We start from the raw sequence: 21,126 nt of genomic DNA, 5'->3' as shown, positions 1-21,126 counted from the left end.
TGGAGATGCAGCGGTCCTACATCGACTACGCGATGACCGTGATCGTGGGTCGTGCGCTGCCCGACGTGCGTGACGGCCTCAAGCCGGTGCACCGCCGCGTGCTCTACGCCATGTACGACGGCGGCTACCGTCCCGACCGCGGCTTCTCCAAGTGCTCGCGCGTCATCGGCGACGTGATGGGTCAGTACCACCCGCACGGCGACACCGCGATCTACGACACCCTGGTGCGGCTGGCGCAGCCCTGGGTGATGCGCGCGCCGCTGGTCGACGGGCAGGGCAACTTCGGCTCGCCGGGCAACGACCCCGCGGCCGCGATGCGGTACACCGAGTGCCGGATGGCGCCGCTGGCCCTGGAGATGGTCCGCGACATCGACGAGGACACCGTCGACTTCCAGGCCAACTACGACGGCCGCTCGCAGGAGCCGGTGATCCTGCCGGCGCGGTTCCCGAACCTGCTGGTGAACGGCTCGGCCGGCATCGCGGTCGGGATGGCCACCAACATCCCGCCGCACAACCTCCGCGAGGTCGCCGAGGGCGTCCAGTGGCTGCTGGAGAACCCGCAGGCCTCCCGCGAGGAGCTCCTCGACGCGCTGCTCGCCCGGATCAAGGGCCCGGACTTCCCGATGGGCGCGTTGATCGTCGGCCAGCAGGGCATCGAGCAGATGTACCGCACCGGTCGCGGCTCGGTCACCATGCGCGCGGTCGTCGACATCGACGAGGACGCCAAGGGCCGCACGATCATCTCGATCACCGAGCTGCCCTACCAGGTCAACCCCGACAACCTCGCGCTGAAGATCGCCGAGCTCGCCGACGCCGGCAAGATCCAGGGCATCGCCGACGTGCGGGACGACACCTCCGGCCGCACCGGCCAGCGCCTGGTCGTGGTGCTCAAGCGCGACGCCGTCGCCCGGGTGGTGCTGAACAACCTGTTCAAGCACACCGAGCTGCAGACCAACTTCTCCGCGAACATGCTGGCCCTGGTCGACGGCGTGCCGCGCACGCTGACCCTCGACCAGTTCGTCTCGCACTGGGTGACCCACCAGGTCGAGGTCATCCAGCGACGTACCCGCTTCCGCCTGCGCAAGGCCGAGCAGGACGCGCACATCTTCCGCGGCCTGGTGAAGGCCCTCGACATGCTCGACGAGGTCATCGCGCTGATCCGGCGCAGCCCGGACGCCGACGAGGCCCGCGAGGGCCTGATGGCGCTGCTCGAGATCGACGACCTGCAGGCCCGGGCGATCCTGGACATGCAGCTGCGCCGGCTCGCCGCCCTGGAGCGGCAGCGGATCCTGGACCGGCTCGCCGAGCTCGAGCTGATCATCGCCGACCTCGAGGACATCCTGCGCAGCGAGACCCGGCAGCGGCAGATCATCTCCGAGGAGCTCGCCGCCATCGTCGAGAAGTTCGGCAACGAGCGGCGCAGCCAGATCATCCCCTCCGACGGCGACCTGTCGATGGAGGACCTGATCCCCGACGAGGAGCTCGTCGTCACGATCACCCGCGGCGGCTACGCCAAGCGGACCCGTGCCGACCTCTACCGCACGCAGAAGCGCGGCGGCAAGGGCGTGCGCGGCGCGACGCTGCGCGGCGACGACGTGGTCGAGCACTTCATGGCCACCAGCAACCACCACTGGCTGCTGTTCTTCACCACCGCCGGGCGGGTCTACCGCACCAAGGCCTACAACCTGCCCGAGGCGTCCCGCGACGCCAAGGGCGGTCACGTCGCCGGCCTGCTGTCCTTCCAGCCCGACGAGGACATCGCCCAGGTGCTGGCGATCCGTGACTACGAGCAGCAGCCCTACCTCGTGCTGGCCACCCGCAACGGCCTGGTGAAGAAGACCCGGCTCGGGGACTACAACAGCCCGCGCCAGGCCGGCGTCATCGCGATCAACTTCCGCGAGGACGACGACGCCCTGATCGGTGCCGAGCTCGTCGGCGAGGACGACCACGTGCTGCTGGTCTCCCGCAAGGGCCAGGCCATCCGCTTCGCGTCCACGGACATGCGGCCGATGGGCCGGGCCACCTCGGGCGTCACCGGCATGAAGTTCCGCGACGGCGACCAGCTGCTGTCGATGTCGGTGATCCGGTCCGAGCAGATCGAGGCCGAGGAGGCCGCAGCGGCCCGGGCGGCCGACGCCGGGGCGTCCACCGCGGCCGGCGACCTGCCCGACGTCGTCGAGCAGTACGTCTTCACGATCACCGAGGGCGGCTTCGCCAAGCGCTCGCGGATCTCCGACTACCGGCTGCAGTCGCGCGGCGGCATCGGCATCAAGGCGATGAAGCAGGACGACGACCGGGGCAGCCTGGTCGGCGCGTTCATCGTCGTCGAGGGCGACGAGGTCCTGGCCATCAAGCAGTCCGGCCAGGTCACCCGCAGCGCGATCGACGACAACCTGCGGCCCACCGGCCGGGACACCAAGGGCGTCCGGTTCGTCGGCGTCACCAAGGGCGACGGCGTCGCCGTGGTGGCCCGCAGCGTGGAGCGGGCGACCGAGATCGACGAGGCCGTCGAGGCTGCCGAGGAGCACGCCGGCGAGGTCGCCGTCGAGACCACCTCCGGCGACGATGCGGCCGCTCAGGTGCCGGATGCGACAATCGAGCCTGACGCGCCCGAGGCCGCACCGGTCGACGACGCCGTTGACGAGCCCGACAGCACGGATGACGAGGAGTCCTGATGGCTGACCGACGTGCCGACGAGACGCCGCTGGCGCCGCGACGCTCCCTGGCGGGACCGTCGCACTCCACGGAGTCCACCGGGAACACCGGCAAGCGCCCGCTGACGGAGCGGGTCTCCTCCGCCGTGGCCGCCGCCGGCAGCGCGGTGCAGTCGGCCGCCTCGTCGGGCACGTCGTCCCGGTCGACCTCGACCGGCAGCGGCCCGGCCCGGCCGCGGTCCGGCTCGCCGATGCCCGGCGGGTCCGACGGCGGCCGGACCGCGTCCTCCCCGTCCTCCGCGCGCCCCGGCTCCCCGACGGCGCGCCCGCGCGGGACCCGCAAGGCCCGGCTGCGGCTGGTCCACCTGGACCCGTGGTCGGTGATGAAGACGTCGTTCCTGCTCTCGATCGCCTTCGGCATCGTGACCGTCGTCGCGGTCGCGGTGGTGTGGTCGGTGCTCGGTGCCGCCGGCGTCTGGGACTCCATCAACCAGACGGTCAGCGACGTGCTGGGCGGTGACTCGGCGCAGAACTTCGACGTGCAGAACTACGTCGGCACCAGCCGGGTCCTCGGCTTCACGATGATCGTGGCGGTCGTCGACGTGGTGCTGATCACCGCGATCTCGACGCTCGGTGCGTTCCTCTACAACCTCGCCGCGGCGCTGCTGGGCGGCGTCGAGGTCACCCTGGCGGAGGACGAGCGCTGACCTGCGGTTCCGCAGTTCGGTCGACCGCTTCTCCTGGTTTGGGCGCCGCCGATCCGATGGGGTAATCTTCCCCGTCGGCTCAGCATCGCGGAGCCGACCCGGGCCTATAGCTCAGACGGTTAGAGCGCTTCCCTGATAAGGAAGAGGTCAGAGGTTCAAGTCCTCTTAGGCCCACAGCACCGCCCCGCCCGCACCTCGTGCCGGCGGGGCTTGCTGTCTCCCGGACCTACGACCGCGCCCCGGTGGGCTCCGCGGCCAGCACCGCGCGGGCCTTGCCGGCCCCCTTGGCGGCGTACATCGCGGCGTCGGCGGTGCGCAGCAGCAGCTGGGCGGTGGACTCGCGGCGCGCGGCCGGGACGGTCGCCCCCACCTCGACGGCACGGCGGCCGGGCTCGCGCCGCTCGTCGACGGCTTCGCCGCCCCCCTCGTGGTGCGCGACGCCCACGCTGATCGACGTACGCACCTCGCGGCCGTCGACGGAGACCGGGCGCCGCATCGCGCCGACCACGCGGTCGGCGACGTAGGCGGCGTCGGAGGAGTCCTCGAGCAGGATCGCGAACTCGTCGCCGCCGAGCCGGGCCACCGTGTCGGTCGCCCGGACGCAGTCCAGGAGCCGGTGCGCGACCTCCCGGAGCAACACGTCGCCGGCCTCGTGCCCGCGCTCGTCGTTGACCAGCTTGAAGTCGTCGAGGTCGCAGAACAGCACGCTGACCGCGGCGCCCGGCTGCAGCAGGGCCCGGTCGAGGCGGTCCGCGAAGAGCACCCGGTTGGCCAGCCCGGTCAGGGCGTCGTGCAGCGCCTGGTACTCGAGCTGGTCGCGGGCCTCGCCGAGCGCGACCAGCAGCCGTCGGTTGTCGGTCATCGCCAGGAACTGCCGGATCAGCACCACGATGATCAGGCTCGACCCGAGCACCAGGTTCATGGTCGGCGTGCGGGCCCCGGTGACCCGGTTGGCGATCAGGGCGGCGACCGCCCCGAGCAGCGGCACGTAGGGCAGCGCCATGCCCAGCACCGAGGGGACCGGCACCACCGTGGGCCGGGCGTGCTCGGCCATGTGCCGGCTGGCGTCGTCGGGGGCGGGCCGCACGGTCAGCCCGGCCGCCGCGACCAGCAGGAAGCCGATCACCCAGCCGGTGCTGATGGTGTCGGCGGAGGAGTACTTCTCCAGGCTGACCAGGTAGACGTAGGAGCTGTCCGCGATCGCGAGACCGCCGAGACCCAGGGCGAGGACCACCAGGCTGGTGCGCTCGGCGCGTGAGCCGCGGGACAGGGCCAGCAGCACCAGGGTCGCGAGGATCAGGTCGCCGACCGGGTAGGCCAGCGACAGGGTGAGCGGCAACCAGCCGTCACCGCCCTCGGCCACCACCGAGCCGAGCGCGGTGACCCAGGAGATCACCACCAGCGACCCCGCGATGATCAGCCCGTCGAGGAGGTCCCGGCCGCGCGCGACCAGCTCGTCGGTCTGGCTGCCCAGCCAGATCACCAGGCCGACGGCGGCGAGGAGCGGGAAGCCCAGGAACCCGACGTCGGCCGGCGACGGGAACGGGACCGGCCGGTCGAGGACCACCTCGTAGTAGCTCCAGACCGCCTGCCCGGCCGCCCACGACGCGGTGCCGGCGGACAGCCAGCCCCAGGCCCTGCGGCGTTGCCCGTGGGTCCTGCGGGCCGCCGCCGCGCAGCCGGCCGAGGCCAGCACGGCCGCCAGCAGCTGCCCGCCGTTGCTGATCAGAAGGGTGGGCGTCTCGCCCAGTCCGGGGACCCGGAGCACGCCGACGAAGGCGACGCCCAACAGCGTCGCGACTGCCACGAGAACCCAGGCCCGCATAGGCTCACCCCTCCAACCGTTCCAGGGTGGCACGTGCACCGGGCCGGCACAGGCAGGTTGGCCAGACTCACGGCCAGGCTTTGCCGTGGAGCGACGGTCGTCACTGCGCCCCGGCGGCGTCGAACGCCTCCAGGTCCGGGTCCGGGCCCGCGTTCCCGGTTGGTAGAGTCGTGCGTCGCACACCCCGAAAGGACCACCGATGAAGAAGATCGTCCTCGTCGCCCTGGCAGCCGCCGCTGCCGTCCTCGCGAGCAGGAAGGCCAAGGCCGGCCAGCGCGAGCAGGCACTGTGGGCCGAGGCGACCGACAACGTCACCCGCTCCTGAGCGGTCAGCACCGGCGTCATGCTGTGACGCACCGGGGGCCATGGCGCAATTGGTAGCGCACCTGCTTTGCAAGCAGGGGGTTAGGGGGTTCGAGTCCCCTTGGCTCCACCCGCAGCTCAGCGCCCTTCTCCCGGTCCGGGGGAGGGGCGCTGCCGCATCCGGTCAGGTCGGCGTGACCGGCGACGGGCCGGGGCTGCCGCGGAAGAGCGTCTCGCCCAGCCCGCCGTCGCCATCGACCGCCACCCGGTTGCGCCCGAGCCGCTTGGCCTCGTAGAGCGCCTTGTCGGCCTTGGACACCAGCCCGGTGTAGTGCGACATCGAGGCGTGCCGGGCCGCCACGCCGGCGGAGGTGGAGACCGTGACCTGCGGGTGCTCGACGACCCGGATCACCGAGACGGCCTCCCGGAGCCGCTCGGCGGCCAAGGCGGCGTCCTCCAGCCCGGTCTCGCGCAGCAGCACGACGATCTCCTCGCCGCCGTACCGGTAGGCGGTGTCGGTGCTGCGGAGCACCCCGTTCACCGCGGTGGCCACCTCGCGCAGCACCTGGTCGCCGAGCAGGTGCCCGTGCTCGTCGTTGAGCCGCTTGAAGTGGTCGAGGTCCATCATGATCAGGCTCATCGGGCGGCCGTAGCGCCGGCAGCGCTCCCACTCGGTGTCGATGTCGATCTCGAAGCGCCGCCGGTTCGGGAGGTGGGTGAGACCGTCCATGTCGGCGAGCTCGCGGGCGGTGCTGTGCAGGTGTGCGGACTCCAGCGCGGCGGCCGCGGTGGACAGCAGCGAGACGAGCACCTGGTCGGTGTCGTCGTCGACGACCGGCGTCTCGACCTGCAGCACCGCGGTCACGGTGCCGGCCAGGACGAGCGGGTAGGCGCGACGCGAGTCGGTGCTGACCGGGACCGCGCCGGTGGCGGCGGAGAGCACGACGGCCGGCGGGACCAGCGTGCTCGGGGCCGGCGCACCGTGCGCGTCGGTGCTGCGGTGCACGGCGTGGAAGCCCTGGTCCTCGCCGCGCAGCCACAGCGTGGTCGTCGTGCCCAGCAGCTCGGCCGCGGCGGTCGTCACGGTGCTGGAGACGTAGCGGATGGACAGGCTGCCGGCGATCTCGCGCCCGACGCGGACCACGGTCTCGAACCGGTTCGCGAGGAAGGCCAGCCGGATCTCCCGGTCGGTGGCCGCCACCTCGGCCTCCTCGAGGGTGGCCGCCAGCTCGCCGAGGGCGTTGCCGATCTCCGCGAGCTCCGGGACGGTCGTCGGCTCGGTGCGGGCGCTCAGGTCGCCGGTGCGGATCCGGCTGATGGTCATGTGCAGGTCCTCGATCGGGGCGAGGAGGGCGGCCTGCAGCCTCCGGCGACGACGCATCGTGATCGCGGCGGTGGCCGCGAGCAGCACCAGGTAGCTGGCCAGCACCGCGACCATCGCCTCGGTCTGCCGGGTCAGCGCCTGGGTGCGGTGGTCCCGGATCGCGGAGGTGCTGACCAGGTCCCGCTCGCGGTAGGCGTCGAACAGCTCCTTGCCGTCCAGCAGGAACCGGGCCAGGGTGCCGTCGGTGCGCTGGGCGGGGGTGACCCGCATGGCGGCCGCCTCGCTCGCCCAGCTCTCCCACCGCTGGCGGGCCAGCAGCATGCTCACCACGCCGTCGGTGACGTCGGGGCTGCTCTTCACGTCGCTCAGCAGTCCCGAGACGGACGCCGCGGAAGCGGCGCGGCCGGCCGTGTAGGGCTCCAGGAAGATCGGGTCGCCGGTCGCCAGCCAGCCGCGCAGGCCGGTCTCCTGGTCGAGCATCGCCTCGTGCACGTCGCGGGCCTCGCGGGCCAGCTCGACGTAGTTGGTCAGCCGGGGCTGGCTGACCAGGATCAGGTAGCCGGACGTGAACAGGCTCAGCACCAGCACCGAGACGAGCACGCCGATCGTGAACCGGTGGCTGCTCTGCAGCTCGTCCACCAGGCCCGTCGAGCGCTGCCGTGCGCTGCCCACGCTGTCCCTGCCCGTCGTCGACCGGCAGACCGGGGTCCCGAGATCTGCGCGCCTCGACTTTACCGCCGACCGGCCCCGCAGGGGCGGAATCGGCCGAACGTACGCTGGTGGGGTGCCGTTCCCCGTCCGCCGCCTCCTCGCCCCGCGCCTGCTCGGCCTGCACGCGCTCGCCGTGCTGGCGACCACCGCGGCGGTGCTGCTCGGGATCTGGCAGTACGACGCCTGGGGCTCGCGCCGCCACGACCAGGCCGCCTCCCTCGCCGACGCGCCCGCCCGGGCGCTGGCCTCGGTGATGTCGGCCGACGACCCGTTCCCCGGCGACGCCGTCGGCCAGCCGGTCCGGCTCGCCGGCCGGTGGCTGCCGCGCTCGACGGTCTACGTCGCGGACCGCGACCTCGGCGGCCGGACCGGGGTGTGGGCGGTGACGCCGGTCGAGGTGTGCGCCGGCTCGACGTCCTGCGCGGGTGCGCCGGCCATGCTCGTCGTACGCGGGTGGGCGCCGACGGTGGCCGACGTGCCTCCGGCGCCGACCGGGACGGTGGACGTGACCGGCTGGCTGCAGCCCGGGGAGGGCTCCGGGCTGAGCGACCCCGACCCGACCGACGACGTGATCCCCGAGATGCGGGTCGCGGACGCGATCCAGCACGTCGACCAGGACCTGTACGGCGGCTACGTGATCGCCCGCTCGACCACGCGGGCGTCCTCGGGGGTGGAGCCGGGTCTCCGCCCGGTGACGCCCGCGTCGCTGCCGAAGGCGGAGACGTTCACCGCGCTGCGCAACCTGCTCTACGCCTTCGAGTGGTGGGTGTTCGGAGGGTTCGCGGTCTACATCTGGTGGCGCTGGTGCCGCGACGAGCTCGAGCGGCAGCGCCTCGAGGAGGAGGGCCCCGACGAACCGGCCGACGACGGGGCGGGGACCGGCTCCGACCCCCGGGTGAGCGGGGTCACTGGAGTACCGTCGAGCCCGTGAAGACCGCCCTGCTCCGCTACCGCGTGATGGCCAACGTCGTCGGCGTCCTGCTGATCGTGCTGATCCTCGTCGGCGTGCCGCTGAAGTACCTCACCCAGGACGGCACCAGCCTCCAGCTCACCGGTGAGTGGATCACCCAGAACCTCGGCATCGCGCACGGCTGGCTCTACATGATCTTCCTGGTGATGGCGTTCCTGCTCTCCCGCAAGGCCCGGTGGACCATCGGGTTCACGCTGGTCACGCTGCTCTGCGGGACCGTCCCGGTGCTGTCCTTCTGGGCCGAGCACCGGGCCACCGCCCAGGTCCGGGCCCAGCTCGGCGCCGGCAGCGACACCGCGCCGGCCGTGGCCTGAGCCCTCCGTGGTGAGCACCGCCTTCGTCCTCGGTGGAGGCGGCCTGCTCGGCGCGGTCGAGGTGGGCATGCTCCGGGCGCTGTTCGAGGCGGACGTCCGACCGGACCTGATCCTCGGCACGTCGGTGGGTGCGCTCAACGGCGCCCTGGTCGCGGCCGACCCCGGCGACGCGGTGATCGACCGGCTGCTCGGGCTGTGGCAGAGCGCCGCGAGCACCCGTGAGGTGTACGGCGACGGGCCGGTGCGCCAGGTCACCCGGGCGGTGCGCACCGGCACCCACCTGCACTCGGCCAAGCCGCTGCGCGACCGGCTCGTCCAGGAGCTCGGCGAGCTGACCTTCGCGGACCTGGCGGTGCCCTTCCAGTGCTGCGCGGCCCGCATCGAGGACGCCTCCGAGCACTGGTTCGCCGAGGGCCGGGTCACCGACGCGGTGATGGCCTCGGCCGCCGTCCCCGGTCTGCTGCGCCCCGCCGAGGTGGGCGGGCAGCACTACCTCGACGGCGGAATCGTGAACTCGATCCCGGTGGGCCGCGCCGTCGAGTGCGGGGCGACGACGATCTACGTGCTCCAGGTCGGCCGGGTCGACCGGCCGCTCAAGCCGCCGACGAAGCCGTGGGAGGTCGCCCGGGTCTCCTTCGAGATCGCCCGCCGGCACCGGTTCCACCGGGAGATGGCCGCGCTGCCCGAGCACGTCACCGCTCACGTGCTGCCGACCGGGGCCGGTGACGGGCCGGGTGGTCCGGGTCCCGGCAAGGACTCGCTGCTGGGCTACCGGGACTTCACCGCGATCAGCCGCCGCATCGACACCGCGTACGACGCCTCGTCGGCCTACCTCCGGGAGCACGGGTGAGGCACTGGTTCCGGCGGATCGTGCTCGCCCCGGCCCTGATCGCGCTGACCGTGCTGGTGCTGACCACGATCCCGCTCTGGCTGCTGGTCGCGACGGTGCTCTCGCCCGTCGTACCCGGACGGCTGCGGCCGCTGCGGCTGCTGTCCCTGCTGCTGATGCACCTGGTGCTCGAGAGCCTGATGCTCGTCGAGCTGTTCGGGCTGTGGATCGCCTCCGGGTTCGGCTGGTTCATCCGGCGGCCGTTCTTCGAGCGGATCCACTACGACCTGGTGCAGACCTACCTCGTGATCTTCTTCCGCGAGGCCCGCCGGGTCGCGCGGCTGAAGATCGTCACCGAGGGCACGCCGCCGGACGCGTTCCCCGGCGAGCCGCTGATCGTCTGCTGCCGGCACGCGGGCCCGGCGGACTCGTTCACGCTGATGTACGCGCTGATGCACTGGTACGGCCGCGAGCCCCGCGTCGTGCTCAAGGACACCCTGCAGTGGGACCCGGCCATCGACGTGATCCTGAACCGGCTGCCCAACCGGTTCATCTCGCCGAACCGGCGCGGCGCCGCCGCGGACCGGCTCGAGGACGAGGTCGGCGCGCTGGCCCGCAACCTCGACGAGAACGACGCGTTCGTGATCTTCCCCGAGGGCGGCAACTTCACCCCCGAGCGCCGCCAGCGTGGCATCGACAAGCTCCGCCGGCTCGGGCTGGAGACGATGGCGCGGCGCGCCGAGCGGATGGAGAACGTGCTCGCGCCCCGGCCGGGCGGCCTGATCGCGGCGCTGGACGCGGCGCCGGACGCCGACGTCGTGCTGGTCGCGCACACCGGGCTCGACCACCTCTTCACGGTGCGCGACATCTGGCGCGAGCTGCCGATGGACAAGCAGATCATCATGCGCTGGTGGCGGGTGCCGCGCGCCGAGATCCCCGACGACCGGGAGGCGCGCATCGAGTGGCTCTTCGGCTGGTGGGAGCAGATCGACGCGTGGGTCGCCGAGCACCGCCCGGTCGACCTGCCGGTGCGCACCTGGCGGCGCAGCACCCCCGCCGCCTGACCCGCGGGTCCCCGGGACGCGGAACGGCCCCCGTCACCCGGAGGTGAGGGGGGGCCGTGTCGCGAGACGGTGCTACTTGTTCTCGACGTCGATCTCGGTGACCGGGTTGTCCGGCGTGGTGGCGTCGTGCGGCACGTCGGTCGCGTCGGAGGCCGCCTCACCCGGGGTGGAGGCCGCGACGTCGTCGGCGTCGGCGCGGTGCGCACCAGCACCGGTCGCGCCGACCGGACCGCCGGTGGCGGTCGGAGCCGGGGCCGGCGGCGGGGTGTACGACGACTGCCAGTTGGTGGTCGGCTGCTTGGCGCCGAACTTCTTGTACGCCGCGAAGGCGATGCCGCCGAGCCCGACGAGGACCAGCAGCTTGCGGCCGCGGTGCTTGGGCTGCGGGGCCTCGATCTCGCCCTTCAGCGCGGCGGCCACGGCCTTCCCGCGCCTCTTGGACTCGCCGCGGGCCTCCTCGGTGGCCTCCTCGACGCTGGCGAGCGCCGCGGTGAGCACCGGCAGGATGGTGTCGCTGAACTTGTCACGCGCGTCGGAGACGTACGGCGCAGCCTTGCCCTTCGCGTCGGAGAGGTAGGGAGCCGCCTTGTCACGGGCCTCGGAGACGTAGGGCGCAGCCTTCGCGCGGGCGTCGGCGAGGACCGGCGCAGCCTTGTCACGGGCGTCGGCAAGCACCGGCACGGCGCGGTCGCGCGCGTCGGCGAGCACCGGACCGGCCTTGTCGCGGGCGCTGTCCGCCAGGTCACTGGCCTGGTCAAGGATCTGCTCTCGCAGGGTCTTCTTCTTGCCGATCATCGTGGCGAGGTCCTCTCTTCTCAGATCCGCCGTCCGGGTCTGCTGGTCGGTCCACGTGCTGATGCCCGTTCCCCGGTCGATCATGCCCGCAACGGTGGCGAGATGAAACACGGGGGCACCGCGGCGAGACGCGACCGGACGGACCGCGGGACGGTCCCGGCCGGACCCGGTTGGGCGACGTGGGAGGATCGGAAGGCTCCACGACCACATGTCCGACGACCCGAGAGGCGGCGCGGTGTCCGAGACCTACGCGACGTTGAAGACCAACCAGGGTGACATCGTCATCCACCTGTTCCCGAACCACGCCCCGAAGACCGTCGAGAACTTCGTCGGTCTGGCCGAGGGGACCCAGGAGTACCAGGTCCCGCAGACCGGCAAGAAGTCCCCGGACAAGTTCTACGACGGGCTCGGCTTCCACCGGATCATCGAGAACTTCATGATCCAGGGCGGCTGCCCGCTCGGCACCGGCACCGGTGGCCCGGGCTACACGTTCAAGGACGAGTTCCACCCCGAGCTCCAGTTCGACCGCAAGTACCTCCTCGCGATGGCGAACGCCGGCCCGGGCACCAACGGGTCGCAGTTCTTCATCACCACCACCGAGACCCCGTGGCTGAACAACAAGCACACGATCTTCGGCGAGGTGGAGGACGAGGCCAGCCGTGCCGTCGTCGACAAGATCAACGTGACGCCGACCGGTGCGGGCGACCGCCCCAAGGACGCCGTGGTGATCGAGTCGGTCGAGATCGACAGGCGCTGACACCAGCACCGATGAGCACGCCTGACACGCCGGCGACCGGGGCCTCCGAGCAGGAGGCCCCGGTCTGCTACCGGCACCCCGACCGCGAGGCGCACATCCGCTGCCAGCGGTGCGACCGCCGGATCTGCCCCGACTGCATGCGTCCCGCCTCGGTCGGGTTCCAGTGCCCGTCCTGCGTGCACGAGGGGTCCCGCGAGACCCGGTCCGGCCGCACGGCGTACGGCGGCCAGCGGTCCGGCAACCCGGCGCTCACCTCGCAGGTCCTGATCGCGATCAACGTCGTGGTCTGGGTGGCGATCCTGGCGACCGGTGGAGCGGGCAGCCGGCTCGTCGACTACCTCGCGCTCCGGCCGTCCTCGAGCTACCTCGGGGTGGTCTACCCGCAGTTCGCCAGCGTCTCCCAGGGCGACGTCTGGCAGCTGCTCACCTCGATGTTCACCCACGTCGCGATCTGGCACATCGGCTTCAACATGCTCGCGCTGTGGACCCTCGGGCCCCAGCTCGAGCTCGCCATCGGGCGCACCCGCTTCCTCGCCGTCTACCTGATCTCCGGGCTGGCCGGCAGCGCCACCGTGCTGTGGTTCTCCACCCCCTACGGCCAGACGCTCGGCGCCTCGGGCGCCATCTTCGGCCTGATGGGCGCGATGCTGGTGGTGGCCATCAAGGTCCACGGCGACGTCCGCGGGATGCTCACCTGGATCGGCGTGAACTTCGTGATCACCTTCATGTTCGTCCGGATGATCTCCTGGCAGGGCCACCTCGGCGGCTTCATCGGCGGCCTGCTGCTCGGCACCGTGATCGTCTACGCGCCCCGGACCAACCGCACCCTCTGGCAGACCGGCGGCATCGTCGCGGTCGCCCTCCTGGTGCTGGTCACCACCGGCACCCGCGTCGCCGTCCTGGCCTGACCCGCACGCTGGTCCCTCCCCGCCCGGGCCCCAGGTTTCGTGCATGCCCCCACCGGGTATCTCGGGACCATCGCGCCTCGTCCGCCGGCGCCGTCCCTGGCCTCTGTCCACATTGGGGATAAACCCTGTGGATGAAATTCCAGCGGTGTAATTCGTCCACAAGGTCATGCACAGATGTGCAGAACCGGTGCCGCGAGATCGCTCCGCGACACCGGCTCGGTGAACCTGTGTGACTGTGTGGACGGCCGTCCGCCGAGGTGGCTACTCCCAGTGCGTGGCGTACACGAACCCGACGGCCATGAAGCCGATGCCGACCATCAGGTTGTACTGACCGAGGTCGGTGAGCAGCGGCAGCGTCATCTCCGAGCCGGTGACGTAGTACAGGACGATCCAGACCAGGCCGATCAGGAAGCTGCCGAGCATCCCGACCACCACGCCGCGACCGCGGCCGAGCGGGGTGGAGGGGTGCGCGCCCATCGCCAGGCCGAGGAAGACCAGGCCGAAGCCGATCAGGTAGTTCCAGCGCCCCAGGTCACCCATCCAGGTGAGCTTGGTGCCGTCGGTGTCCGGTCCGGCCACCACGACGTACACGACCAGCCAGGCGATGCCGAGCAGCACGACCAGCGCGGCCAGCCCGGTGCGCACCCACGAGATGCCCGCGGCGGGGGCGAAGCTGCCGCTCGGGGCGGGGCGCTTGGTCTTGCCGCCGTTGCCGGACGGACGAGGTGACGACACGAGAACTCCTGGGTGCTCCTGGGCGGGCCCGCGGTGTCGCGGGACCCGTTGTGGACTCCGATAGCCTAGTCGGCGTCGACCCTCCCCACGCACACACCTCGCAGGCGGCCCGATGACCACGCACCCGCACCGCCAGAGCTGGCACGCCCGGCTGGCGACCGCCTTCGCGGCGCGGACCCGGACCTACCGCTCGCGCGGGCTGGTCTGGCGACTCCTCGGGCCGGCGGTCTTCCTGGTCGCCGGGATCCTGTTCGTCACCAGCATGGTCAGCTCGCGCGGCATGGACCTGCGGGCCGGGAGGTACGACGACCTGGACGGCCTGGCCAACGCGCAGGCCAAGGACCTGGAGGGACTGCGGACCCGGGCCGCCGACCTCACCACCGAGGTCGACCGGCTGACCGCCGACCTCGGCACCGTCGGCGGGACCGTCGAGCAGAGGAAGGCCAAGGCCCTCGAGGCACCCGCCGGGCTGTCCCCGGTGCACGGCCCGGGCGTCACGATCACGCTCGACGACGCGCCCAAGCAGGCGCTCGACGCGGCCGGCGACGACCTGTCCGCGGTGAGCGAGCTGCTCGTGCACCAGCAGGACATCCAGGCGGTCGTGAACTCGCTGTGGGCCGGCGGGGCCGAGGCGATGACGATCCAGGACCAGCGCGTGGTCTCCACGACCGGCGTGAAGTGCGTGGGCAACGTGGTGATCCTGCACGGCGTGCCCTACTCGCCGCCGTACCGCATCACCGCGATCGGCCCCACCGACGACATGCTCACCTCGGTGACGACCAGCCCGTACATCCAGCTCTACCTGCGGGTGGTCGCCGAGTCCGGCCTCGGCTGGAGCGTCGAGACGCACGACTCGGTAGACCTGCCCGGCTACTCCGGCTCGACCGAGCTCGAGTACGCCAAGCCCGCGGCCTGACCCCCGGCTCGAGCCCGCACGAGTCCCGGCTCGACCCCTGGTCCTGTGGTCCCGGGTCCCCCGCCTCAGGCGGGGGTGGGACCGACGGCGACTCGGTGGGCGGGGTGGGCACGGTCGGGGTCGGCGTGGGGGTCGGGGTGGGGGTCGGCGTCGGGGTCGGCGTCGGGGTGGGGCTCGGCGGCTCGTAGCTCGACACCGTGATCACCACGGTGGTGCCCTGCGGCTGGGTGGTGAACGCCGACGGGCTCTGCTTGAGCACGGTGCCCTTGGTCGACTCGGTCTGCGAGTCCTGCACGGAGTCCACCTTGAACCCGGCCTTCTCCAGCTTCGCGCGCGCGGCGCCCTCCTTGAGGCCGACGACGCTGGGCACCTGCTGCGGGCCCGCCGAGTAGACGACGGTGACCAGGCTGCCCTTGGTGACGCTGGTCGCCGGGCGCGGGTCGCTGTCGATGACGATGTCCTGCTGCTCGTCGGACTTCTTCTGGACCAGCTTCACGCGCAGCCCGGCGTCGGTGAGCTTCTGCCGGGCGGTGTCCTTGTCGTCGCCGAGGATGTCCGGCACCACCACGTCGGGCTGGCCGGTCGAGACGGTGAGGTCCACCGGGTCGCCGGGCGGCAGCGTCGAGAGCGGGTCCGGGTCCTGGGCGATGACCTGGCCCTTGGCGACGTCCTCGGACGCCTCCTTCGACACGTCACCGACGACCAGCCCGGCCGCCTTGATCCGGGCCTCGGCCTGCGGCTGGGTCATGCTGACCACCTGCGGCACGGTCCGGGTCTCGGGCGCGGAGCTGAACAGCATCGGGCCGACGACGGCGGCCGCCACCAGCAGGGCGACCACGCCGAGGATCGCCAGCACCAGCGGCCAGCGCTTCTTGCGCTCCTCCTCGGGCTCGTCGTCACGGACCCCGGTGAACATCGAGGTGGGCTCGTGGTCGGGCACGAAGCCGTTCCCGGACACGGGCACGACGGGCGCCGCGACCGGCTTGCCGGCGAGGTACCGCTCGATGTCCGCGCGCATCGCGGCGGCGCTCTGGTAGCGGTCCTCGACGCGCTTGGTCAGCGACTTCATCACGATCGCGTCGATCTCGGGGGTGAGGTCCCCGTCGATCGAGGACGGCGGCGGCGCCTGCTCGCGGACGTGCTGGTAGGCCACCGACACCGGGCTCTCGCCGACGAACGGCGGCCGGCCGGTGAGCAGCTCGTAGAGCAGGCAGCCGGTGGAGTACACGTCGCTGCGGGAGTCCACGGTCTCGCCGCGGGCCTGCTCGGGGGAGAGGTACTGCGCCGTGCCGACGACGGCCGCGGTCTGGGTCATCGTCGAGGACGCGTCGGCCAGCGCCCGGGCGATGCCGAAGTCCATCACCTTCACGTCGCCGCTCGGGGTGAGCATCACGTTGGCGGGCTTGATGTCGCGGTGCACGATGCCGGCCCGGTGGCTGTAGTCCAGCGCCGCGAGCACGCCCGAGGTGATCTCCAGGGCCCGCTCCGGCAGGATCTTGCGGCCCTCGCGGAGGATCTCGCGCAGCGTCCGGCCGGCGACGTACTCCATCACGATGTAGGGCTGCGGGACGTCGGACCCGTCGGTCGACGGCTCCTCGCCGGTGTCGTAGACCGACACGATCGCGGGGTGGTTCAGGGAGGCGGAGCTCTGCGCCTCGCGGCGGAAGCGTGCCTGGAAGGTCGGGTCGCTGGCCAGGTCGGTGCGCAGCCGCTTGACCGCGACCACCCGCCCGAGGCGGACGTCGGTGCTCTTGCGGACCTCTGCCATCCCGCCGCGTCCGAGCAGGTCGCCGAGCACGTAGCGACCCCCGACGCGGGGACCGTTGCCCTCGGGCTGATCGTTGCTCATGGCTGCTTCTTGACCTTTCCCTTGACCTTGCCGTTGCCCGGGCCGGTGTCCGCGCCGGTGCTCGGGCCGGTGCTCGCGCCGGGCACCTCGACCTGCACCGGGTCGCCGTACACCGAGAGCGTCACCGTCGACCCGGGCTCGACCTCGCCCGAGGGGCTGACGCCGGACACCCCGTCCTTCTCCTGGTCGCCGGGGTTCTCCACCGTGGTCTCCGCGACGGTCAGGCCGAGCTTCTCGAGGTCCTTGCGGGCGTCCTTCGCCGGCCGCCCGACGTAGGCGGCCGGGTCGACGGTCACGGTCTGCGCGGACGGCGACTCCGACGGCGACGCGGACGGAGTCTCGCTCGGGGTGTCGCTGGCGGACGGGGTGCGCGACGGGCTCGGCTTCGGCGAGGCGCTGCGGGAGGGCGCCTTCGAGCCCTTGGTCGCCGACGGGGAGTCCCCGGACGTCGGCGCCGCGGGGTCGTCCCCGTTGCCGCCGAGCTGGGAGACGACCAGCACCACCACGAGCACGGCGGCCGCGGCCGCGGCCCACGGCAGCCAGCCCGGCGTACGTCGCCGCTCGGCCGGGCCGGGCGGCGGAGCGGGAGCCGGACCGCGGGGGCCGCGGGGCGGCACGTCGTCGGGGGCGGACAGCACGCGGGTGCCGTCGTCGGCGTCGTGCCCGGCTGCCGCGGCGGCCACGGCCGCACCGGCCACCGGCGCGGCGGCGGAGGCGGCCACCACCGTCGGGGCGTCGGCGCCCGGGTCCGCGGGGGTGCCCGCGCCGCCGACCACCGGGCCGCCGTGCAGCGCCGTGGCGAACGCCGCCGCGGAGCCGAACCGCGCGGCGGGGTCCTTGGCGAGCGCGACCCGGACGGTCTCGCGCAGGTGCTCGGGGACCTCGTCGGGGAGCGGCGGCGGGTCGTCGCGCAGGTGCGCGAGGGCGGTGGCGATCGGGCTGTCGGCGTCGAAGGGGCGCCGTCCGGCCAGGCACTCGTAGAGCACCACGCCGAGGGAGTAGATGTCGCTGGCCGCGGTGGCCGCCTTGCCCTCGGCCTGCTCGGGGGAGAGGTACTGCGGGGTGCCGATGACCTGGCCGGTCTGGGTCAGCGCGACCGCGTCGGCGGCCCGGGCGATGCCGAAGTCGGTGATCTTCAGGGTGCCGTCAGGGGTGACCAGCAGGTTGGCCGGCTTCACGTCCCGGTGCACGATGCCGAGCGCGTGCGCGGCGCTGATCCCGTCCGCGGCCTGGGCCAGCAGCTCGGCGGCCGGCTCGGGCGGCATCGGCTCCCCGCCGCGCAGCAGCGCGGACAGCGGCTCGCCGCGGACCAGCTCCATGACGAGGTAGGGCTGCGGCGGCCCGCCGCTCCCGGCCGGATCGGGGGGAGCTCGCCGAAGTCGAAGACGGCCGCGACGTTGGGGTGGTGCAGCGCCGCCGCGTTGCGGGCCTCGGTCTCGAACCTGCTCCGGAACGTCGCGTCGTCGGCGTACTCCGGCTTGAGCACCTTGACCGCGACCTCGCGGCCGAGCACCGTGTCGGTGGCCTTCCAGACCTCGCCCATGCCGCCGGTCGCGATGCGCGAGTCCAGCCGGTAGCGGGGCGCGTCGGGGAGCCGCTGGTCCCCGCTCACTTGCCGATCACGGCTTCCATGACGTTCTTGGCGATCGGTGCGGCCAGGCCGCTGCCGGAGATCGCGTCGCGGGCCACGCCGGCGTCCGCGACGAGCACCGCCACCGCGACCTTGGGGTTGTCGGCCGGCGCGAAGGACACGAACCAGGCGTACGGCGGCCGATCCGGCGAGCTCTGCGCGGTGCCGGTCTTGCCGGCCACCTTGATGCCCGGGATCCGCGCCGTGGTCCCGGTGCCGTTGTCGACCACCTCGACCATCATCTGGGTCAGGTCGCGGGCCACCGAGGACGAGACCGCGTTGCTGCGCAGCGCCTCGGGGCTGGTCTTCTCCAGGCTGGACAGGTCGGGTGCCTGCACCTCGTCGACGACGTAGGGCCGCATCACCGTGCCGTTGTTGGCGATCCCGGCCGCGACCATGGCCATCTGCAGCGGGGTGGCCGCCACGTCGAACTGGCCGATCGCGGACAGGGCGGTCTGCGGCTCGTCCGGGCTCTCCGGGAACCGGCTCTTGACCTGCCCGGGCAGGTCGTTGAGGTAGGTCTGGTCGAACCCGAACTTCTCGGCCTGTGCCCGCAGCGCGTCGTCGCCGAGCCGCAGCCCGATGTCGCCGAACGACACGTTGCAGGACACCTCGAGCGCCTGGGTCAGGGTGATCGGGTCGCCGCCGCAGTTGCTGCCGTTCTCGTTGACGAGGTCGGTCGAGGTCTGCGGCAGGTCGAGGCTGGCGCCGCCCTTGACCTTGGTGTCGGGGGTGTACTGCCCGCTGGACAGCGCCGCGGCGGCGGTCACCAGCTTGAACGTCGATCCCGGGGGGTAGACCTCCTGGATCCCGCGGTCGAGCAGCGGCCGGTTCTTGTCGGCGGTGAGCTCGTTCCAGGCCTTCTGCACGTCGCTGAAGCTGTGCGAGGCGAGCCGGTTCGGGTCGTACGTCGGGGAGGTGACCAGCGCGAGCACCTTGCCGGTCGACGGGTCGAGCGCGACGACCGAGCCCTCGACGTTCCTGCCCAGGGCCCGCAGCCCGTCGTACGCCGCGGTCTGCGCCTTGGGGTCGACGGTCAGCGTCACTGAGCCGCCCTTGGGCTGGCTGTTGCCGAGCATGTCCACGACCCGGTTGACGAACAGCCGCGGGTCGCTGCCGGAGAGGATCTCGTTCTGGCTGGACTCCACCGCCGAGCGGCCGTAGATGTAGGAGTAGTAGCCGGTCAGCGGGGCGTACTTGCGGGGCTGCTTGTAGACCCGCTGGTACTTGTAGGCGTCGTCGCTCTGCACGCTCTCGGCCACCGACGAGCCACCGGCGACGATCGCGCCGCGCTTGCGGGAGAACTCCGCGTCGCGCACCCGCTTGTTGTCGCCGCGCGAGTTGAGGCTGCCGGCGTCGACGTACTGCAGGTAGGTGGTGTTCAGCAGCAGCGCCGCGAACAGCAGCATGCAGAAGATGGACATCGTGCGGATCGGCTTGTTCATCGGAGATTCACCACCTGGGTGGCGTCGTCCTCCTCCGGGGAGGTCAGGTCGGGAAGGGGCCGGCGGGCCTGGTCGGAGATCCGCAGCAGCAGGGCGACGATCGCCCAGTTGGCCACCAGCGACGACCCGCCGTAGGACAGGAACGGGGTGGTCAGGCCGGTCAGCGGGATCAGCTTGGTGACGCCGCCGACGACCACGAAGACCTGCAGCGCGAAGACCACGCCGAGACCGACCGCGACGAGCTTGCCGAACGCGTCCCGGCAGACCAGGGCGGTGCGCAGCGCGCGCTCGACGATCAGCCCGTAGAGCAGCAGCACGGCCATCACGCCGGTCAGCCCCAGCTCCTCGCCGAGCGAGGCCATGATGAAGTCGGAGTAGGAGAACGGGATCAGCGTCGGGTCGCCCTGGCCGAGCCCGCGGCCGACCAGACCGCCCCACGCCATGCCGTACATCCCCTGGATGATCTGGTAGGCGCCGGTCGCGTTCGCCGGGTCGAAGGGGTGCAGCCAGGCGTTCACCCGGGTCTGCACGTGCCCGAAGGCCAGGAACCCGGCGTAGGCGCCGGCCAGGAACATCACCGAGCCGACGACCAGCCAGCCCGGCCGCTCGGTCGCGACGTAGAGCATCACCAGGAACAGCCCGAAGAACAGCAGCGACGAGCCGAGGTCGCGCTGGAAGACCAGCACGCCCAGGCTGATCAGCCACATCACCAGGACCGGCCCCAGGTCGCGGCCGCGGGGCAGGTCGATGCCGGCGAACCGGCGGCCGGCCAGGGCGAGCGCGTCGCGGTGCAGCACGAGGTAGCCGGCGAAGAACAGCACCAGCATCACCTTGGCGACCTCACCGGGCTGGAAGCTCAGCGGGCCGAGGTTGATCCAGATCCGCGCGCCGTTGCGGGTCACGCCGATCAGCGGCATCAGCGGCATCAGCAGCAGCAGGATCGCGGCGAAGCCGAAGGTGTAGGTGAACGCCTGGAGCCGCCGGTGGTCGCGGACCACGACGAGCACCAGCACGAAGAGGATCACGCCCAGCGTCATCCACACGAGCTGGCCGCGGGCGAACGTCTGCGAGTCGGGCTCGGCGGCGACCCGGGCCAGGTCGATCCGGTGGATCATCGCGAGGCCGAGGCCGTTGAGCGCGGCCACGATCGGGAGCAGCACCGGGTCGGCGTACGGCGCGACCAGGCGAACCACGACGTGGCAGACCAGGCACAGGGCGGCCAGCCAGCCGCCGTACCCGACGATGTCGGCGGGCACCGTGCCCTCGACGCCGAGGCCCACCGCAGCGTAGGCGCCGACACCGACGACCAGGCTGAGGACGAGCAGGAACAGCTCGGCGCCGCGGCGGCGGCGGTGGGTGAAGGCGGCGTCGCGCAACGCCTGCATGGCGC

General features: G+C 72.3%; 18 protein-coding genes, 2 tRNA genes and 1 pseudogene. 12 read left to right on the top strand and 9 right to left on the bottom strand.

The window, feature by feature from the left end; translation table 11 throughout:
* Nucleotides 1–5 precede the first annotated feature (5 nt).
* The 3 genes from gyrA (at nt 6) to KRR39_RS20025 (ending at nt 3,535) form a co-directional block, all read left to right on the top strand.
* Nucleotides 6–2,675: a DNA gyrase subunit A gene (gyrA, locus tag KRR39_RS20035; RefSeq protein ID WP_216942862.1), complete on the top strand. Its 2,670-nt coding sequence runs from the start codon at nt 6–8 to the stop codon at nt 2,673–2,675.
* Nucleotides 2,675–3,361: a DUF3566 domain-containing protein gene (locus KRR39_RS20030; protein WP_254185290.1), complete on the top strand. Its 687-nt coding sequence runs from the start codon at nt 2,675–2,677 to the stop codon at nt 3,359–3,361. Before gyrA ends, KRR39_RS20030 begins: the two co-directional genes overlap by 1 nt.
* A gap of 100 nt (nt 3,362–3,461) precedes the next feature.
* Nucleotides 3,462–3,535: transfer RNA gene (locus tag KRR39_RS20025), tRNA-Ile, on the top strand.
* A gap of 52 nt (nt 3,536–3,587) precedes the next feature.
* Here the strand turns inward: KRR39_RS20025 and KRR39_RS20020 are convergent.
* Nucleotides 3,588–5,186, bottom strand: coding sequence for a GGDEF domain-containing protein (locus tag KRR39_RS20020; protein ID WP_216939179.1), 1,599 nt, complete (start codon nt 5,184–5,186; stop codon nt 3,588–3,590).
* Between the two features lie 199 nt (nt 5,187–5,385).
* On the opposite strand from KRR39_RS20020, the gene KRR39_RS20015 reads away from it, so the two are divergent.
* Both KRR39_RS20015 and KRR39_RS20010 read left to right on the top strand, forming a co-directional pair.
* Nucleotides 5,386–5,511, top strand: a complete 126-nt coding sequence (locus KRR39_RS20015; RefSeq protein ID WP_216939178.1) for a DLW-39 family protein — start codon at nt 5,386–5,388, stop codon at nt 5,509–5,511.
* A gap of 34 nt (nt 5,512–5,545) precedes the next feature.
* Nucleotides 5,546–5,619: transfer RNA gene (locus KRR39_RS20010), tRNA-Ala, on the top strand.
* A 54-nt stretch (nt 5,620–5,673) separates the two neighbouring features.
* Here the strand turns inward: KRR39_RS20010 and KRR39_RS20005 are convergent.
* Complete coding sequence (locus tag KRR39_RS20005; protein ID WP_216939177.1) at nt 5,674–7,485, bottom strand: sensor domain-containing diguanylate cyclase; 1,812 nt, start codon at nt 7,483–7,485, stop codon at nt 5,674–5,676.
* Nucleotides 7,486–7,597: 112 nt separating this feature from the next.
* Between KRR39_RS20005 and KRR39_RS20000 the strand changes: the two genes are divergently transcribed.
* Genes KRR39_RS20000 through KRR39_RS19985 form a run of 4 tightly spaced genes read left to right on the top strand, consistent with a single transcriptional unit; the run spans nt 7,598 to nt 10,701 of the window.
* On the top strand, nt 7,598–8,455 hold the full coding sequence (locus tag KRR39_RS20000) for an SURF1 family protein (RefSeq protein ID WP_216939176.1): 858 nt from the start codon (nt 7,598–7,600) through the stop codon (nt 8,453–8,455).
* Complete coding sequence (locus KRR39_RS19995; RefSeq protein ID WP_216939175.1) at nt 8,452–8,808, top strand: DUF3817 domain-containing protein; 357 nt, start codon at nt 8,452–8,454, stop codon at nt 8,806–8,808. Before KRR39_RS20000 ends, KRR39_RS19995 begins: the two co-directional genes overlap by 4 nt.
* Nucleotides 8,809–8,818: 10 nt before the next feature.
* Nucleotides 8,819–9,658: a patatin-like phospholipase family protein gene (locus tag KRR39_RS19990; RefSeq protein ID WP_216939174.1), complete on the top strand. Its 840-nt coding sequence runs from the start codon at nt 8,819–8,821 to the stop codon at nt 9,656–9,658.
* The gene (locus KRR39_RS19985) at nt 9,655–10,701 is read left to right on the top strand and encodes a 1-acyl-sn-glycerol-3-phosphate acyltransferase (RefSeq protein WP_216939173.1); all 1,047 of its coding nucleotides are present in this window, start codon (nt 9,655–9,657) and stop codon (nt 10,699–10,701) included. The genes KRR39_RS19990 and KRR39_RS19985 overlap by 4 nt, the downstream gene beginning before the upstream one ends.
* Nucleotides 10,702–10,773: 72 nt before the next feature.
* Here KRR39_RS19985 and KRR39_RS19980 read toward each other — a convergent pair whose 3' ends face one another.
* Nucleotides 10,774–11,580, bottom strand: a complete 807-nt coding sequence (locus KRR39_RS19980; RefSeq protein WP_216939172.1) for an apolipoprotein A1/A4/E family protein — start codon at nt 11,578–11,580, stop codon at nt 10,774–10,776.
* Between the two features lie 151 nt (nt 11,581–11,731).
* On the opposite strand from KRR39_RS19980, the gene KRR39_RS19975 reads away from it, so the two are divergent.
* Together KRR39_RS19975 and KRR39_RS19970 are read left to right on the top strand one after the other, a co-directional pair.
* Nucleotides 11,732–12,253, top strand: a complete 522-nt coding sequence (locus KRR39_RS19975) for a peptidylprolyl isomerase (protein ID WP_302053519.1) — start codon at nt 11,732–11,734, stop codon at nt 12,251–12,253.
* 11 nt (nt 12,254–12,264) lie between these two features.
* Nucleotides 12,265–13,161, top strand: a complete 897-nt coding sequence (locus KRR39_RS19970; RefSeq protein WP_254185289.1) for a rhomboid family intramembrane serine protease — start codon at nt 12,265–12,267, stop codon at nt 13,159–13,161.
* Between the two features lie 261 nt (nt 13,162–13,422).
* Here the strand turns inward: KRR39_RS19970 and KRR39_RS19965 are convergent, their stop codons facing one another.
* Nucleotides 13,423–13,896, bottom strand: coding sequence for a cell division protein CrgA (locus KRR39_RS19965; RefSeq protein ID WP_216939170.1), 474 nt, complete (start codon nt 13,894–13,896; stop codon nt 13,423–13,425).
* 112 nt (nt 13,897–14,008) lie between these two features.
* Between KRR39_RS19965 and KRR39_RS19960 the strand changes: the two are divergent.
* Nucleotides 14,009–14,740 (top strand): annotated as a pseudogene (locus KRR39_RS19960) (DUF881 domain-containing protein); the annotation flags it as partial.
* Here KRR39_RS19960 and pknB read toward each other — a convergent pair.
* From pknB to KRR39_RS19940, 5 genes are read right to left on the bottom strand one after another with little or no spacing between them, the layout of a single operon-like run.
* The gene (pknB, locus tag KRR39_RS19955) at nt 14,661–16,661 is read right to left on the bottom strand and encodes a Stk1 family PASTA domain-containing Ser/Thr kinase (protein WP_436972004.1); all 2,001 of its coding nucleotides are present in this window, start codon (nt 16,659–16,661) and stop codon (nt 14,661–14,663) included. The pseudogene KRR39_RS19960 and the gene pknB overlap by 80 nt on opposite strands.
* A complete protein-coding gene (locus KRR39_RS19950; RefSeq protein ID WP_254185772.1) occupies nt 16,658–17,944 on the bottom strand; it encodes a protein kinase domain-containing protein in 1,287 nt (428 codons plus the stop codon). Before KRR39_RS19950 ends, pknB begins: the two co-directional genes overlap by 4 nt.
* On the bottom strand, nt 17,836–18,273 hold the full coding sequence (locus tag KRR39_RS25205; RefSeq protein WP_254185288.1) for a hypothetical protein: 438 nt from the start codon (nt 18,271–18,273) through the stop codon (nt 17,836–17,838). The genes KRR39_RS19950 and KRR39_RS25205 overlap by 109 nt, the downstream gene beginning before the upstream one ends.
* Nucleotides 18,270–19,736 carry a peptidoglycan D,D-transpeptidase FtsI family protein gene (locus tag KRR39_RS19945; RefSeq protein WP_216939167.1) on the bottom strand — a complete coding sequence of 489 codons (1,467 nt, stop codon included), beginning with the start codon at nt 19,734–19,736 and terminating at the stop codon, nt 18,270–18,272. The genes KRR39_RS25205 and KRR39_RS19945 overlap by 4 nt, the downstream gene beginning before the upstream one ends.
* Nucleotides 19,733–21,121 carry an FtsW/RodA/SpoVE family cell cycle protein gene (locus KRR39_RS19940; protein WP_216942856.1) on the bottom strand — a complete coding sequence of 463 codons (1,389 nt, stop codon included), beginning with the start codon at nt 21,119–21,121 and terminating at the stop codon, nt 19,733–19,735. The genes KRR39_RS19945 and KRR39_RS19940 overlap by 4 nt, the downstream gene beginning before the upstream one ends.
* Nucleotides 21,122–21,126: the final 5 nt, after the last annotated feature.

This window comes from Nocardioides panacis, from assembly GCF_019039255.1.
Classification (GTDB): domain Bacteria; phylum Actinomycetota; class Actinomycetes; order Propionibacteriales; family Nocardioidaceae; genus Nocardioides_B; species Nocardioides_B panacis.
Note: the sequence above shows the minus strand (reverse complement) of the source record. Positions and strands in the feature narration are given on the sequence as shown.

Excerpts from the sequence above, each read along its gene's own strand:
- gyrA (WP_216942862.1), top strand. The coding sequence starts at position 6 with ATGCAGCGGTCCTACATCGACTACGCGATGACCGTGATCGTGGGTCGT.
- KRR39_RS20030 (WP_254185290.1), top strand. The coding sequence starts at position 2,675 with ATGGCTGACCGACGTGCCGACGAGACGCCGCTGGCGCCGCGACGCTCC.
- KRR39_RS20020 (WP_216939179.1), bottom strand. The coding sequence starts at position 5,186 with ATGCGGGCCTGGGTTCTCGTGGCAGTCGCGACGCTGTTGGGCGTCGCC.
- KRR39_RS20015 (WP_216939178.1), top strand. The coding sequence starts at position 5,386 with ATGAAGAAGATCGTCCTCGTCGCCCTGGCAGCCGCCGCTGCCGTCCTC.
- KRR39_RS19980 (WP_216939172.1), bottom strand. The coding sequence starts at position 11,580 with ATGATCGACCGGGGAACGGGCATCAGCACGTGGACCGACCAGCAGACC.
- KRR39_RS19970 (WP_254185289.1), top strand. The coding sequence starts at position 12,265 with ATGAGCACGCCTGACACGCCGGCGACCGGGGCCTCCGAGCAGGAGGCC.
- pknB (WP_436972004.1), bottom strand. The coding sequence starts at position 16,661 with ATGAGCAACGATCAGCCCGAGGGCAACGGTCCCCGCGTCGGGGGTCGC.
- KRR39_RS19945 (WP_216939167.1), bottom strand. The coding sequence starts at position 19,736 with ATGAACAAGCCGATCCGCACGATGTCCATCTTCTGCATGCTGCTGTTC.
- KRR39_RS19940 (WP_216942856.1), bottom strand. The coding sequence starts at position 21,121 with ATGCAGGCGTTGCGCGACGCCGCCTTCACCCACCGCCGCCGCCGCGGC.